The organism is Amycolatopsis sp. NPDC114505, from assembly GCF_055633615.1.
Map to the genome: position 1 here is coordinate 1,218,738 of NZ_JBVKDV010000001.1, position 15,189 is coordinate 1,233,926.

General features: G+C 68.9%; 15 protein-coding genes. 9 read left to right on the forward strand and 6 right to left on the reverse strand.

Translation table 11 applies throughout. From position 1 onward, the window contains the following. Positions 1-31: 31 nt before the first annotated feature. From gyrB to dnaA, 6 genes are all read right to left on the reverse strand, one after another. Positions 32-1,999 (reverse strand): DNA topoisomerase (ATP-hydrolyzing) subunit B, encoded by a 1,968-nt coding sequence (gyrB, locus tag ACZ7OU_RS06255; RefSeq protein WP_470240126.1) that lies wholly within the window; start codon positions 1,997-1,999, stop codon positions 32-34. Positions 2,000-2,196: 197 nt separating this feature from the next. Beyond that, positions 2,197-2,805, reverse strand: coding sequence for a DciA family protein (locus ACZ7OU_RS06260; RefSeq protein WP_470240786.1), 609 nt, complete (start codon positions 2,803-2,805; stop codon positions 2,197-2,199). A gap of 106 nt (positions 2,806-2,911) precedes the next feature. After that, positions 2,912-4,066: a DNA replication/repair protein RecF gene (gene recF, locus ACZ7OU_RS06265; protein WP_470254416.1), complete on the reverse strand. Its 1,155-nt coding sequence runs from the start codon at positions 4,064-4,066 to the stop codon at positions 2,912-2,914. 10 nt (positions 4,067-4,076) lie between these two features. Continuing rightward, complete coding sequence (gnd, locus tag ACZ7OU_RS06270) at positions 4,077-4,967, reverse strand: phosphogluconate dehydrogenase (NAD(+)-dependent, decarboxylating) (RefSeq protein ID WP_470240128.1); 891 nt, start codon at positions 4,965-4,967, stop codon at positions 4,077-4,079. A 33-nt stretch (positions 4,968-5,000) separates the two neighbouring features. Next, complete coding sequence (gene dnaN / locus ACZ7OU_RS06275) at positions 5,001-6,134, reverse strand: DNA polymerase III subunit beta (protein WP_155548303.1); 1,134 nt, start codon at positions 6,132-6,134, stop codon at positions 5,001-5,003. A gap of 845 nt (positions 6,135-6,979) precedes the next feature. Beyond that, positions 6,980-8,590: a chromosomal replication initiator protein DnaA gene (gene dnaA, locus ACZ7OU_RS06280; RefSeq protein WP_470240129.1), complete on the reverse strand. Its 1,611-nt coding sequence runs from the start codon at positions 8,588-8,590 to the stop codon at positions 6,980-6,982. A gap of 572 nt (positions 8,591-9,162) precedes the next feature. On the opposite strand from dnaA, the gene rpmH reads away from it, so the two are divergent. The 9 genes from rpmH (at position 9,163) to ACZ7OU_RS06325 (ending at position 15,134) form a co-directional block, all read left to right on the forward strand. Further along, positions 9,163-9,306 carry a 50S ribosomal protein L34 gene (gene rpmH / locus ACZ7OU_RS06285; RefSeq protein ID WP_003082934.1) on the forward strand — a complete coding sequence of 48 codons (144 nt, stop codon included), beginning with the start codon at positions 9,163-9,165 and terminating at the stop codon, positions 9,304-9,306. A gap of 21 nt (positions 9,307-9,327) precedes the next feature. Then, positions 9,328-9,759: a ribonuclease P protein component gene (rnpA, locus tag ACZ7OU_RS06290; RefSeq protein WP_470240130.1), complete on the forward strand. Its 432-nt coding sequence runs from the start codon at positions 9,328-9,330 to the stop codon at positions 9,757-9,759. Between the two features lie 5 nt (positions 9,760-9,764). Continuing rightward, complete coding sequence (yidD, locus tag ACZ7OU_RS06295) at positions 9,765-10,088, forward strand: membrane protein insertion efficiency factor YidD (protein ID WP_470240131.1); 324 nt, start codon at positions 9,765-9,767, stop codon at positions 10,086-10,088. Between the two features lie 5 nt (positions 10,089-10,093). Beyond that, positions 10,094-11,221, forward strand: coding sequence for a membrane protein insertase YidC (gene yidC / locus ACZ7OU_RS06300; RefSeq protein ID WP_470254417.1), 1,128 nt, complete (start codon positions 10,094-10,096; stop codon positions 11,219-11,221). A gap of 30 nt (positions 11,222-11,251) precedes the next feature. Further along, a complete protein-coding gene (locus ACZ7OU_RS06305) occupies positions 11,252-11,815 on the forward strand; it encodes a Jag family protein (protein ID WP_470240133.1) in 564 nt (187 codons plus the stop codon). 61 nt (positions 11,816-11,876) lie between these two features. Next, positions 11,877-12,203 (forward strand): DUF6886 family protein, encoded by a 327-nt coding sequence (locus ACZ7OU_RS06310; RefSeq protein WP_470254418.1) that lies wholly within the window; start codon positions 11,877-11,879, stop codon positions 12,201-12,203. 245 nt (positions 12,204-12,448) lie between these two features. Continuing rightward, the gene (gene rsmG / locus ACZ7OU_RS06315; RefSeq protein ID WP_470240135.1) at positions 12,449-13,132 is read left to right on the forward strand and encodes a 16S rRNA (guanine(527)-N(7))-methyltransferase RsmG; all 684 of its coding nucleotides are present in this window, start codon (positions 12,449-12,451) and stop codon (positions 13,130-13,132) included. Positions 13,133-13,209: 77 nt separating this feature from the next. Continuing rightward, entirely contained in the window at positions 13,210-14,133 is a 924-nt protein-coding gene (locus ACZ7OU_RS06320) for a ParA family protein (protein ID WP_470240136.1), read from the forward strand. After that, positions 14,130-15,134: a ParB/RepB/Spo0J family partition protein gene (locus tag ACZ7OU_RS06325; protein WP_470240137.1), complete on the forward strand. Its 1,005-nt coding sequence runs from the start codon at positions 14,130-14,132 to the stop codon at positions 15,132-15,134. The genes ACZ7OU_RS06320 and ACZ7OU_RS06325 overlap by 4 nt, the downstream gene beginning before the upstream one ends. Positions 15,135-15,189: the final 55 nt, after the last annotated feature.

Consider the following 15,189-nt stretch of genomic DNA (forward strand, 5'->3'; position numbering starts at 1 on the left):
TGGTCCTGGGCGGGACGGGATCGGGGGACGCCTACACGTCCAGGAAGCGCACGTCCTTGGCGTTGCGCGTGATGAACGAGCGGCGGGCCTCGACGTCCTCGCCCATCAGGACCGAGAAAAGGTCGTCGGCCTGGGCGGCGTCGTCCATCGTGACCCGGCCCAGCAGGCGGTTGGCCGGGTCCATCGTGGTCTCCCACAGCTCTTCGGCGTTCATCTCGCCGAGACCCTTGTAGCGCTGGATCGCGTCGTCCTTCGGCAGCCGCTTGCCGGCCTCGACGCCCGCGCGGATGACGGCGTCGCGCTCGTTGTCGGAGTACACGTACTCCGGCTCCGCCCGCGGCCACTTGATCTTGTACAGCGGCGGCCGCGACAGGAAGACGTGGCCGTGCTCGATCAGCGGCTTCATGAACCGGAACAGCAGGGTGAGCAGCAGCGTGGTGATGTGCTGGCCGTCGACGTCGGCGTCGGCCATCAGCACGATCTTGTGGTAGCGCAGCTTCTCGAGGTCGAACTCGTCGTGGATGCCGGTGCCCAGCGCGGTGATCAGCGACTGGACCTCGGTGTTCTTCAGGACGCGGTCGATGCGCGCCTTCTCGACGTTGATGATCTTGCCGCGGATCGGCAGGATCGCCTGGTACATCGAGTCCCGGCCCTCCTTGGCCGAGCCGCCGGCCGAGTCGCCCTCGACGATGTAGAGCTCGCACTCCTCCGGCTTGGTGGAGCGGCAGTCCTTCAGCTTGCCGGGCAGGCCGCCGATGTCGAGCGCGCCCTTGCGGCGGACGAGGTCACGCGCCTTGCGCGCGGCCATCCGGGCCTGCGCCGAGGAGATCGACTTGTTGATGATCGTCTTCGCCTCGGTGGGGTTGCGCTCGAACCAGTCGGCCAGCCATTCGTTCGTCTGCTGCTGCACGAACGTCTTCGCCTCGCTGTTGCCCAGCTTGGTCTTGGTCTGGCCCTCGAACTGCGGCTCGCCCAGCTTGATCGAGACGATCGCGGCGAGACCCTCGCGCACGTCGTCACCGGTCAGGTTGGCGTCCTTCTCCTTGAGCAGCTTCTTGTCGCGCGCGTACGCGTTGACGACGCGGGTCAGCGCGGCGCGGAAGCCCTCTTCGTGGGTGCCGCCCTCGTGCGTGTTGATCGTGTTGGCGAACGTGTAGACCGACGGCGTGAAGCCGGTGTTCCACTGCATCGCGACCTCGACCTCGAGGCCGGGCCCCTTGGCGTCGAAGGAGATCACGCTGGAGTGGATCGGGTCCTTGCTGCCGTTGATGTGCTTGACGAAGTCTTCGAGCCCGCCCGGGTAGCAGTAGACCTTTTCCTTGACCCGGGCGACCTTGCCCTCGGCGTCTTCCTCGGTCTCCTCGTCGGCGACGCGCTCGTCGCGCAGGGACAGCGTCAGCCCCTTGTTGAGGAACGCCATCTCCTGGAGGCGGCGCGAGATCGTCTCGAAGTTGTACGTCGTGGTCTCGAAGATGCCGCCGTCGGCCCAGAACGTCATCGTCGTCCCGGTCTCGGTCGCCGGGCCGAGGTCTTCGAGGGGCCCGGGGATCTGGTCGGTGTACAGCTGCCGCCAGCTGCGGCCGCCGTACTTGACCTCGGCGAGCAGCCTCGTCGAGAGCGCGTTCACCACGGAGATGCCGACGCCGTGCAGGCCGCCGGACACCGCGTAGGAGTCGCTGTCGAACTTGCCGCCCGCGTGCAGCTGGGTGAGCACGACCTCGATGGTCGGCTTGTTCTCCTTGGGGTGCATGTCGACGGGGATGCCGCGGCCGTCGTCGACGACCCGCACCCCGCCGTCGGCGAGGAGGGTAACCTCGACCTTGGTGGCGTGCCCGGCCATGGCTTCGTCGACGGAGTTGTCGACGACCTCCTGGACGAGGTGGTGCAGCCCGCGTTCACCGGTGGAACCGATGTACATGCCGGGGCGCTTGCGGACCGCTTCGAGGCCTTCGAGCACCGTGATCGACGACGCGTTGTACTCGCTCTTGTTCTCGGTCACCGGCGTTGTTTCTCCTCGTCTCGCCCGAGCGGACACTCGCTCCCTTCCAGTGTACTTGGCCGCGTCCGCTGGCATGCGGCAAGGACACCCCTGAGCGCGTCGCAGACGGACGAAATCGATGTGAGCCGAGTCTTGACGTAGCTCGGGAGGTCTGGATGCGTTCTCGGGGCATTCAACCGAGCAACACGCAACCCGGGTCAGCCGTACGTGTCACGCGGGCCGCGGCCGGGCACGTGACGGGGTCCTTTCCGCCAGCTCGGGGCGGTCGGACCCTGGATCCGCATGCGCTTGACGACGCCGTTCCCGACCCCCGCCGCGATCTTGGCCAGCAGCTTTCCCTGCAGCAACCGGAGCTGGGTGGCCCACGCGGTCGAGCTGGCGCGGACCGTGAGCTCGCCGTCCTTGAGCACGACCGGCTGGGCGTGTTCGGCGACGTCCTCGCCGACCAGCCGCTCCCACTGGGCGAAGACGCGGGCGCTCGTGACGCTCTCGCTCCAGCCGCGGTCGGCGACCATCCGGGAGACGAGCCGGCCGAGCGGCTGCGGGTCGCGCGGGTCCGCGCCCGGCCCCGACCAGCGACGACGCCGCGGGTTCTGGCCCCCGCCGCCGACAGTGCGCCGCCGGTAGCCAGGCGACGTGCCGCGTTCCTTGGCCTTCGCCTTCGCCGCTTCGAGCGCGGCGTGGGCGAGGTCCCGACCCGTCGCGGGAGCCTCGTTCGGCCCAGCGGTGTCGTTACGCTCAGTATCAGCAGGTGGCTTGGAGCTGCCGCGGGGCGATTTGTGCCACCCATCTGGCCGCAAAGTCACGGGCAGCGATAACTCATTCACCGTGTTATCCACACTGTCCACAGGTTTGTCCCCAGATCGGGTGCGATTCGTGTCGCCCGTCACATCGGGTGTTCGGTCGGGCCGCTCAGCCACGCGTGATCTCACCATCCGCCACCACGAACCGGGACCCGGCGAGCTCCCCGGGCACATCTTCGTCGACCGCCGCGGTCACCAGCACCTGTTCGGCGCTCGCGGCCACCTCGGCCAGCCGGGCCCGGCGCTTGCGGTCCAGCTCGGCGAACACGTCGTCGAGCAGCAGCACCGGCTCACCCGCCTCCGCGCGCAGCAGCTCGTAGCTGCCGAGCCGGAGGGCGAGCGCGAACGACCACGACTCGCCGTGACTCGCGTAGCCCTTGGCCGGCGCCTGGCCCAGGATCAGCTCCAGCTCGTCCCGGTGCGGGCCGACCAGGCTGATCCCGCGCTCGAGCTCGGCCTTCCGGGCCTCACCGAGCGCCTTGAGTAAGACGTCCTTCAGGACCTCGGGTTGCGCCCGCTCACCATCCGGTACGCCGTACGTCTCCGGCAGTGCTTCGCCCAGCGACGACTTGTACGAAATCTTCGCCGGCCGCGAGTCCGGAGCGACGCCCATGTACGCCGAAGCCGCGTGCGGCCCGAGGTCCGCGACGAGGTTCAGGCGCGCGGCCAGCAGCTCCGCGCCGGCCACCGCGAGGTGGTCGTCCCAGACTTCCAGCGTCGAGAGCGCGTACGGGTCTTCGCGACCCGTACGCCGTTTCCCGGCTGTCTTGAGGAGGGCGTTGCGCTGCTTCAGCACCTTCTCGTAGTCGGCCCGGACCCCCGCGTACCGCGGCGCGCGTAGCACCAGGAGCTCGTCGAGGAACCGGCGTCGCTCGCCCGGGTCACCCCGGACCAGCGAGAGGTCCTCCGGCGAGAACAGCACCGTGCGCAGGATCCCGAGCACGTCGCGCGGCCGGCCGACCGCGCCGCGGTTGACCCGGGCGCGGTTCGCGCGGCCCGCGGTGATCTCGAGCTCGACCGTCAGCTCGCGGTCCTCGTTGACCACCGCGACCCGCACCAGCGCGCGCTCGCAGCCGTGCCGGATCAGCGGCGCGTCCGTCGCGACGCGGTGCGAGCCCAGCGTCGCGACGTACCCGATCGCTTCGAGCAGGTTGGTCTTGCCGCGACCGTTCTGGCCGACCAGCACGGTCGGCCCCGGTTCGAGCGCGAGATCGGCTTGCGGCCAGGAGCGGAAGTCGGTGACCTGCAGGTGACGCAGATACACCAGGAACTCCTTACCCGCCGACCTTCTTCACGGCGTGCCCGCCGAACTGGTTGCGCAACGCGGCGACCGCGCGCATCGCGGCCGAGTGTTCCTGACGCGAGGCGAAGCGCGCGAAGAGCGCGGCCGAGATGACCGGCGCCGGCACCGCGTTGTTGATCGCTTCTTCCAGCGTCCACCGGCCTTCGCCGGAATCTTCGACGTAGCCCTCGAGGTCGTCGAGCTCCGGGTCCTCGTCGAGCGCGCGCACGAGCAGGTCGAGCAGCCAGGACCGGACGACCGTGCCGCGCTGCCAGCCCTTGATGACCGCGGGCACGTCGTTGACGACCTTCGCCGCTTCGAGCAGCTCGAAGCCTTCCGCGAAAGCCTGCATCATGCCGTACTCGATGCCGTTGTGGATCATCTTCGCGTAGTGACCCGCGCCGACGTCGCCCGCGTGCGAGAAGCCTTCCTCACGCGGACCTTCCGGGCGCAGCGCGTCGAAGATCGGCATCGCCCGCTCGACGTCGGCGGCCGAGCCGCCGACCATCAGGCCGTAGCCGTTTTCCTTGCCCCACACACCACCGGACACACCGCAGTCGGCGTAGCCGATCTTCTTCGACGCCAGCAGGTCGGCGTTGATCTTGTCGTCGGTGTACTTCGAGTTGCCGCCGTCGATGACCATGTCACCTTCGGCGAGCAGGTTGCCCAGCTCGGTGATGGTCTGCCGGGTCGGGTCGCCGGCCGGGACCATGATCCACACGATCCGCGGAGCGTCCAGTTTGGACACCAGGTCCTCGAGCGACGTGGTGTCGCTGACGTCCGGGTTGCGGTCGTAGCCGACCACCTCGTGACCGGCCGCACGCAGCCGCTCACGCATGTTGAAGCCCATCTTGCCCAGGCCGATCAGACCGAGCTGAACCATCGGATCCCCTTACGTGCTCAGGAAAAGTGCGGGTCAGCCCGGGAGGCGGACCGGCATCAGGAGGTAGAGGTAGCCGGGGACGACGTTGCCCTCGGGGTCGGCGGGCTTGATCAGCGCGGGCCGGTTCGGCGTGGTGAACGTCAGCTCCGCCCGGTCGCTGTGGAGCGCGCCGAGGCCGTCGACGAGGTAACCCGGGTTGAACGCGATCGTCACCGGCTCACCTTCGTACTCGACCTGGAGCTCTTCTTCGGCGCTTCCCTCGTCGTCGCCGCCCGCGGACAACCGCAGCGTGTTGTCCCCGAACTCCAGTCGTACCTGAGTCCCCCGCTCCGCCACCAGCGAAACGCGCTTGATGCTCTCGGTGAGAGCGGACACGTCGATGACCGCGCGTGAGGTGTGCGACGCGGGCAGCAACTGGCGGTACGGCGGGAACTCCGCGTCGAGCAGGCGGGTCGTCGTGTAGCGCCCGGAACCGGACAGGCCGAGGAGGCCTTCGCCGCTGGCGAGCGCGAGGCGGATCGTGGCGCCGCTCGCGCCGAGCGTCTTGGCGGCTTCGGCGAGGGTGCGCGCCGGGACGAGCACCGCGGCGTCGGCCAGGCCCTCGGCCGGCTGCCAGGTGAACTCGCGCATGGCGAGCCGGAAGCGGTCGGTCGCGACGAGGGTCAGCGAGCTGCCGGAGATCTCGAGCCGCATGCCGGTGAGCATCGGCAGCGTGTCGTCCTTGCCCGAGGCGACGACGACCTGGGTGACGGCCTGGCCGAACGCGTCGCCGGCGAGCTCGCCCGCGAAGGCGGGCTGGGACGGCAGCTGCGGGTAGTCCTCGACCGGCATGGTCGGCAGGGAGAACCGCGCGGTGCCGCACGTGATGGTGGCGCGCGCGCCGTCGACGGAGATCTCGACCGGCTGCGCGGGCAGCGCCTTGGTGATGTCGGCGAGCAGGCGCCCGGAGACCAGCAGCCGGCCGCCGTCGGCGATCGTCGCCGGGACGCCGACCGTCGCGGAAACCTCGTAGTCGAAGCCGGAGACCGTCAGGGCGTCGGTGTCGCCGTCGGAACCGGCGTCGAGGAGCACACCGCCCAGCACCGGCACGGGAGGCCGGGAGGGGAGGCTTCTCGCCACCCACGCGACGGCGTCGGCGAGCCCGTCACGCTCGACGCGGATCTTCATGCGCCCATCCTTTCGACGACCGAGCCCCTGTCGGCTCGGGCCAGGCCTCGCTCTGGCAGGGCAGTGACCGGCTGCCCCCTCCGGCCGGTCCGCCCTCCGCTCGAGCGGCCGGAGCACGGACCAGGTGCAGGCGTCCACGTTAGGCCGTCGCGGGGGCCGCCGTCACTTCGGCCTCCTCTTGACTTTGTCGACTTGACGACAGGATCTCGCGGTTGTCCCCAACTTCGTCGATCGCCTGTTTTTATCTTTTCTCTCTTAGAAGAGATCTTAAAAGGCAGTAGCAGTAGTAAGCGTTGTGGATTGTGTGGATTGAGGTCGTTCGCGCAGGTGGGAGCACTCGCGGGCATGTGGAGAACCGTGGTGGTGGATCTGTGGGCAACTCGGGCCGTCCGTGGATGGTTTCGGGCGACCCCCGATCCGTCCACAGATCGGGCCGGTTGTCCCCACGGTTGTCCCCAGGTGTGTGGGGATCTGTACCCAGGGTCTGGGGGTGCCGGGCACGGTCCGGTTCGCTCTTCCGAGTGAGCGGGCCGTCCTGTGCACACAATGTGGGCAACCTGTGGAATCAGCGTGGACAAGGGTGTGGATTCCCTGTGGATCACCTGTGGGCGGGGTGTGGACGGATTCCGTGTTGTCGCTGATCAGGGATCTGTTGACACTGTGGGCAAACTGCCCACACCATGGGGAAACTTCCTTGTGTACAAACAATTTTGGCGAGTTTGCGAAGCGCGCGTACGCGGCTTCGCTGCTTCGCGGGCGTAGGCGTGCTTCAGACAGTCCAAAGACGACAAAGGGGCGTCCACAGTGCGTGGACGCCCCGAAGTCGTTGCGGGATAAGGGATGTGCTACTGGCGGGCGCGCTGCTTGATGCGCGACGTCAGCTCCTGCACCTGGTCGTAGATCCGCCGGCGCTCGGCCATCTCCTTGCGGATCTTCTTGTCCGCGTGCATGACGGTCGTGTGGTCGCGGCCGCCGAACGTCTGCCCGATCTTCGGCAGCGACATGTCGGTCAGCTCGCGGCAGAGGTACATCGCGATCTGGCGGGCCGTGGCGAGCGCTTTCGTCTTGCCGGGGCCGCACAGGTCGTCGAGCGTGACGTCGAAGAACTCGGAGATGACGCCCATGATGGTCGGCGCCGTGATCTCCGGGGCGTGGGAATCGGGGATCAGGTCCCGCAGCACGATCTCGGCCAGCCCGGCGTCCACCGGTTGCTGGTTCAGCGACGCGAACGCGGTGACGCGGATGAGCGCGCCTTCGAGCTCGCGGATGTTCGCTTCGACGCGCGAGGCGATGAACTCCAGGACGTCGCCCGGCACCGCCAGCCTGTCCTGCGCCGCCTTCTTGCGGAGGATCGCGATGCGCGTCTCGAGCTCGGGCGGCTGGATGTCGGTGATCAGGCCCCACTCGAACCGCGTCCGCAGCCGGTCCTCCAGCGTCTCGAGGCGCTTGGGCGGGCGGTCGGAGCTGACGACGATCTGCTTGTTCGCGTTGTGGAGGGTGTTGAAGGTGTGGAAGAACTCTTCCTGCGTACCTTCTTTGCCTTCCAGGAACTGGATGTCGTCGACGAGCAGGATGTCGATGTCGCGGTAGCGCCGCTGGAACGCGACCTTGCGGTCGTCTCGCAGCGAGTTGATGAAGTCGTTCGTGAACTCTTCGGTCGAGACGTACCGGACGCGCATGCCGGGGAAGAGGCGTTGCGCGTAGTGGCCGACCGCGTGCAGCAGGTGCGTCTTGCCGAGCCCGGACTCACCCCAGATGAAGAGCGGGTTGTACGCGCGGGCCGGCGCTTCGGCGACGGCGACCGCGGCCGCGTGCGCGAAGCGGTTGGACGCACCGATGACGAACGTGTCGAACGTGTACTTCTCGTTCAGCTTCGTCTTCGACGTCTGCGGCTGCGCCGGCGCGGTGTAGGGCTGGCCGGCGATCGGCTGGCCGGAGAACGTCGGCCAGATCTCGTGGACGGCGGCGAGCGCTTCGCCCTCTTCGTCGACCTCTTCGTCAGTGTCGTCACCGTCGTCGAGCTTCGGCCCGACGGAGTGGTGCGGGGACAGCGGCGGCGTCGGCTCGGGACGCGGCGGCGGCAGCATCGGCCCGGGACCCGGCCGTGGGACGGGCGCCGGCTCCGGGACCGCACCGTTTTCCACCCGGCTGGGTGACGGCACGTAGTGAGGAGCGGCGATCGGGGCGACGGCTTCGGTGCTGTCGACCTTCACCGCGAGCGAAATGGCGCGGCCGAGCCGCCGGGAAAGCGCTTCGGTGATCGCGCCGCGGAGACCGCGTTCGATCGCTTCCTTCGCGAAGTCGCTGGGAGCCGCCAGGAGCGCGGTGCCGTCGAGCAGGCCGATCGGGCGGGTCACGCGCATCCACGCGCGCTGCTGGGGGGACAGGGTCCCGTCGGACAGTTCGCGTACCACCTGTTCCCAGATGACGCCCAGATTGTGCTGGTGCTCCGACACCTGTTCGGCTCCCCTCCCCTCGTCGGCGTGGACGGCCGACGCCCCTGGTCACGCGGTCCGGCGCCCCTCGCGGACCGGCGTGTGCCTCGGCACAACGAATATCCACATAGTTGTCCACAGCTGTGCACTAATGTACGGCGACCCGCGGCGACGCCACCTGCGGGCTCGTCGTACGCCGGTGGGCACTCCACCACCCGGATACTCGTGCACCTCGACCGGTGACCCGAGAGAGGCACGCTAACAAGCCCCGCCCGCTGCCACAAGGCATCCTGGGTCGCAAGCATTTCACGGTGTACGGCGTGTTGCCATTCGGTGCCCCGGCGTCGACGATCTCGGCTTCTGAGCCTGATCGCGGACCGTGGCCGAGGGGGTGCTTACCGGCCGCCCGACGGGGGTGCGTACCCTCGTAAGGTCTCCCGTATGCGACGGGTGCTATTCGCGTGCCCACGTTGTCGTCGCTCGTCGTGACGAGGCCACACGTTGGTAGGAGACACCAGAGACTGCCGTGCGCCCGCACGACACGCCAGGCGGAGGGAATTTCCTCCCGTCCGACGCGACACACAGGAGAAGCAGTGAGCAAGGGTAAGCGCACCTTCCAGCCGAACAACCGCCGCCGCGCGAAGACCCACGGGTTCCGCCTGCGCATGCGGACCCGCGCCGGCCGGGCCATCCTCGCGGGCCGCCGTCGCAAGGGCCGCGCCGCGCTGTCCGCCTGATCCGGCTCGTCGGGGCGCGCCGTGCTGCCGGCTGCCGCACGTTTGCGGCGGAGTGAGGATTTCCGCGTGGTTCTCCGTCGCGGCTCCAGGGCAGGCAGGCGCCGCCTCGTCGTCCACGCGCTGACCACGGACCCGTCCGGGGCCGCCGACGTCTCGTCGGCGGCCAGGGCGGGTTTTGTGGTGAGCAAGGCCGTCGGCAACTCGGTGGTCCGCCACCGCGTCACCCGCCGGTTGCGTCACCTCGTTTCGGCCCGGCTCGGAACCCTGCCCGCCGGCAGTGCGTTGGTCGTACGGGCATTGCCGCCGTCCGCGAGCGCGTCCAGCGCCGAACTCGCAGCCGATCTCGACGCCGCATTGCATCGACTAGGCCTGTCGTCGCGCCGTCCGGCCGGGGATGCCCCGCGCCCGACGCGTCCCGCGGACGCGGCCCCCGACCACGGATCAGCGGTGTGACCGGCATGCGAGCCACCCCCGAGCACGACCACGAAGAAGACGTCGAGACCGCGCCTCCGCGCCCCGGTCCCGTCGCGTGGGTCCTGTTGCTCCCCATCAAGCTCTACCGCAAGGCGATCTCGCCCTTCCTCCCGCCGGCATGCCGGTTCTACCCGAGCTGCAGCGCGTACGCAGTCGAAGCCCTGACCCGGCACGGTGCCGCCGGCGGCTCCTACCTCGCGCTGCGCCGGCTGCTGCGCTGCGGCCCGTGGACGCCACCCGGCCGCGACCCGGTCCCCGAGAAGTTCTCGTGGCGCTACCGCAGACCTGAAACACCGATCGAGGAGTAGCAGCAGTGCTCGATTTCATCTACTACCCCGTGTCCTTCATCCTCTGGTGTTGGCACAAGGTCTTCGGGTTCGTCTTCGGTGAAGCGACGGCGATCTCCTGGATCCTCGGCATCATCTTCCTGACGTTCACGGTCCGCGGCATCATGTTCAAGCCGTTCGTGAACCAGGTCCGGTCGATGAAGAAGATGCAGGACTTCGCGCCGGAGATGAAGAAGGTCCAGAAGAAGTACGCGAACGACCGGCAGCGCCAGGCGCAGGAGATGCAGAAGCTCCAGCGCGAACACGGCGTGAACCCGCTCGGCAGCTGCCTGCCGATGCTGCTGCAGATCCCGGTGTTCATCGGCCTGAACCACGTCCTCCGCGCGTTCACCATGCCGCCGCCCGGAGGCGGCCCGAAGACCGAGAACTACTTCTTCTCCCAGGCCGACGTCCACTCGTACGTCAGCGCGAAGCTCTTCGGCGTCAACCTCGGCGAGGCCGTCTACAACGGTGTCGGCGTCGTCAGCGGCGGTGCCGCGAACGTCGGCTTCCAGTGGGGCGTCCTCCCGGTCGCGCTGCCCCTGATGATCGTCGCCTCCATCGCCACGCACCTCACCGCGCGGCACTCGGTGGCCCGCCAGAACGCCGCGTCGGCCACCTCGCAGACCGCGATCATGAACAAGCTGACGATGTACGTGTTCCCGCTCGGTGTGCTCGTCTTCGGTGCGCTGTTCCCGCTCGGCCTCCTCTTCTACTGGCTGGCGAACAACGGCTGGACCCTGATGCAGCAGCGCCTCGTCTACACGAAGATCGACAAGGAAGAGGCGGCCCGCAAGGCGGAGGCCGCGGAGAAGCGCGCGTCGCTCGGCCCGAAGCCGGGGCAGAAGCCGGCCGCGCCGAAGGTCGGTCAGAAGCCGGTCCAGCAGCGGAAGAACCAGCCCGCGCAGGGCGGCTCGCAGAAGAAGGTCACGAAGGCGGGCTCGGCCCACGGCTTCGCCCAGACCTCGGCGCCCTCGGCCTCGGCCGAGCCGGCGAAGGCGGCGGACGTGACCCCGGCGGAGACGAACGGCCAGAACGGCTCGAAGGACAACGGCACTGGGGTGCCGGGCCTTCTCAAAGACTCGACCAGGAAGTCGGGCCGGAAGCGCCGCTGAGGCGCGACCGGTTCGGAGAGGAGACGAATGATGTCGGAGACGATCGACACGATCGAAGCCGATCAGGACGACGTGACCCCGGAGCCGGCCGCTTCCGCGGACGCGGTGGACGAGCAGAAGGCGGGCGGTGACGACGTCCTCGTCCAGGAGGGCGACATCGCCGGCGACTACCTCGAGCGACTGCTGGACCTGCTCGACTACGACGGCGACATCGACCTGGACGTCGAAGCCGGCCGGGCGATCGTGAGCATCGACGGCGGCGAGGACCTCGAGAAGCTCGTCGGTCCCCGCGGCACGGTGCTCGAGGCGCTGCAGGAGCTGACCCGCCTCGCGGTCCAGCAGGAGACCGGATCCCGCAGCCGGCTGATGCTGGACATCGCGGGCTGGCGCGCGGACCGTCGCGAGGAGCTGCGCGAGCTCGGCCGCTCCACGGCGGAGTCGGTCCTCCAGAGCGGCGAGCGGGTGCGGCTGCAGCCGATGAGCCCGTTCGAGCGCAAGGTGGTCCACGACGCGGTGGCGACGGTCGCGGGCGTCACGAGCGAGAGCGAGGGCGAGGACCCGAAGCGCCGCGTGGTGATCTTCCCGGAGTCCTGAGTCCAGGTTTTCCGAAGCGGCCCCACTTGACCAAGTCAGGTGGGGCCGCTTCTTTGTGTGCATGCGTCCGTTGCCCGATGAGGTCCTCCACTTCTCGGAGGATCCGACGATCACGCGCTTCGCTCCTCACGTCGCGGCGACGGCCCAGCAACCGGAGGCGTACGTCTGGGCGGTCGACGCCACGCGGGCGCCGGATTACTGGTTCCCGCGGCAGTGCCCTCGCGCGCTGGCTTGGGTCATGCCGGCGACGTCCACGGCGGCCCGGTCGTGTCTCGGCGTCGATTGGGTGTACGCGATCGAGTACGGCTGGCTCGCGGCTCTGCAGTCGGTGCGGTTGTACGCGCCGCGGTTCGCGGCGTCGTCGTTCCGATCGTTCGGCGAGCTTTAGCGGGATCCGGCCGCGGAACGCTCAGCCGCGGCCGAGCGAATTACACGCTTGATGTTTCACGTGGAACGGGTCGCCCGCTGAGACGATCCTCGGGGTCGTCGTTTCACGTGGAACCATCCACCGAAGGGCGGCCGGCCGAGTGGAGTTGTCCACATCTGCGGTCTGTCGGCTCGTTTTCGACTCGACATCAGGGACAATCGAACGAGCGCGTTTCACGTGAAACGCGCGGACGAGGAGTAGACGGAGTGAGCTTGGAGCAGGCCGCGGTGGCGGTGCGCGCCGCGGCGGAGCGAGTGTTCGGTGAGCGCGTGGACCAAGCCGCTGGGTACGTCGAACTCCTGGAGCGCCACGGTGTGGAGCGCGGGTTGATCGGGCCGCGGGAGGTCGAGCGGCTGTGGGAGCGGCACGTCCTCAACTCGGCCGTCATCGGTGAGCAGATGCCCGAGGGTGCCCGCGTCGTCGATGTCGGGTCGGGTGCCGGGCTTCCGGGAGTACCGCTCGCGATCGCGCGGCCGGACCTCGATATCGTCTTGCTTGAACCGATGGCTCGCCGGGTGGACTGGCTGGCCGAGGTGGCCGAGAAGCTGGAACTCCCGATCACCATCGTCCGTGGACGCGCGGAGGAGCGGTCTGTGCGCGAGCAGCACGGTGGCGCCGACATCGTCACCGCTCGCGCGGTCGCCCCGCTCGCCCGGCTCGCGGACTGGTGTCTGCCGCTCGTCCGGTCCGATGGCTTCCTGGTCGCCCTCAAGGGCGCCAGCGCGGCGGAGGAGATCGAACGGGACGGCGCCGCCATCCGCAAGGCCGGCGGGGCCGCCCCACTGATTGTCGAATGCGGTGCCGCAGTACTAGAGGTCCCCAGCACGGTCGTGAAGATCCGTCGCCTCCCGACGGCAGCCAAGCCGAAGGCACGGAGCAAGAAGCGTTAACGGGCCGCGGTGTTCCACGTGAAACGACGCGACTCGACCACCGACCAGACGTCTATATGGAGGAGGTGTCGAGACCGGTGAATCCCCCGCCGTCCGACTCCACGGAGACCAGCCACGACGTGGGCTGGACGCCGATCGCCGAAGAAGCCGCCCGCGCCGCGCGTCTGCTGCACCCGGAGCGGACACTCCCCCGGCCCGGCCACCGTCGCGTGCTGACTGTCGCCAACCAGAAGGGTGGCGTCGGCAAGACCACGAGCACGGTCAACCTCGCCGCCGCGCTCGCCGTCCACGGGCTCAAGACACTCGTGGTCGACCTCGACCCACAGGGCAACGCGAGCACCGCGCTCGACGTCGACCACCGGTCCGGGACGCCGTCCATCTACGAAGTGCTGATCGGTGAGGTGACGCTCGCGGAGGCGGCGCAGCCCACCGAGCAGTCCCCCAACCTCTTCTGCGTCCCCGCGACGATCGACCTCGCCGGCGCCGAGATCGAGCTCGTCTCGATGGCGTCCCGCGAGTCCCGGCTCAAGGAGGCCATCTCCTCGGAGATCCTCAACGAGATCGGCGTCGACTACGTCTTCATCGACTGCCCGCCGTCGCTCGGCCTGCTGACGGTCAACGCGATGGTCGCCGCGCAGGAGGTGCTCATCCCGATCCAGTGCGAGTACTACGCGCTCGAAGGGCTCGGGCAGCTGCTGAGCAACATCGAGCTCGTGCAGCAGCACCTCAACCGCGAGCTCCGCGTCTCGACGATCCTCCTCACCATGTACGACGGCCGGACCAAGCTGGCCGACCAGGTGACGAACGAGGTGCGGAACCACTTCGGCGACACGGTCCTCAAGACGGTCATCCCCCGCAGCGTGAAGGTCTCCGAGGCGCCCGGGTACGGCCAGACCGTGCTCGCTTACGATCCTGGTTCGCGCGGTGCGATGAGCTACGTCGACGCGGCGAAGGAGATCGCCGAGCGCGGCGCACAGATGGAGAAGGGTAGTTCGACATGACGGAGCGCAGAGGAGGGCTGGGGCGCGGCCTCGCCGCCCTCATCCCGACGGGGCCGGCGACCGGCAGCGGCCCGCTGCCGGCACCCGCTGACGGCGCTGCGGCGGACAAGAAGGCGGCCGAAGACAAGGGCTGGTTCGCGGCCAACGGGCAGGCGAAGCAGCACAGCGGTGAAGTCGCCGGTGCGGTCTACCGCGAGATCCCGGTCGGTGCGATCAAGCCCAACCCGAAGCAGCCGCGGCTGTCCTTCGACGAAGAGGCGCTCGCCGAACTCGAGCACTCGATCCGCGAGTTCGGGCTCATGCAGCCCATCGTCGTCCGCGAGCTCGGGAACGACGAGTACGAGCTCGTCATGGGCGAGCGGCGGCTGCGCGCGTCGCAGCAGGCGGAGCTCGAAGCGATCCCGGCGATCGTCCGGCAGACCGCCGACGAGTCGATGCTGCGCGACGCGCTCCTTGAGAACATCCACCGCGTCCAGCTGAACCCGCTCGAAGAGGCGGCGGCGTACCAGCAGCTGCTCGACGAGTTCGCCGTCACGCACGAGGAGCTGGCGAGCCGCATCGGCCGCAGCCGGCCGGTCATCACCAACACGATCCGGCTCCTCAAGCTCCCCCTGCCGGTGCAGCGCCGGGTGGCCGCGGGCGTCCTGTCCGCCGGCCACGCCCGCGCGTTGCTCTCGCTGGAGGACGCCGACAGTCAGGAAGAGCTCGCCGCGCGCATCATCGCGGAAGGCATGTCGGTGCGGGCGACCGAGGAAGCCGTCACGCTCAAGAAGAGCGAGAAGCCGGCCAAGCCGAAGCCCGCGGCGCGCAAGCCGATCCAGGCGCCGGGGTTGCAGGAGCTCGCGAACCGCCTCTCGGACCGGTTCGACACCCGGGTGAAGGTCGACCTCGGCCGTCGCAAGGGCCGGATCACGCTCGAGTTCGGCTCGGTCGACGACCTCGAACGCATCGTCGCGATCATCGACGCGAATGGGGCGAATCAGACACCGGAAACCGATTAGGGATCACCCCAGGGTGTTTCGTCACGGTGATGATTGCTCCACGCGGTCGCGACGT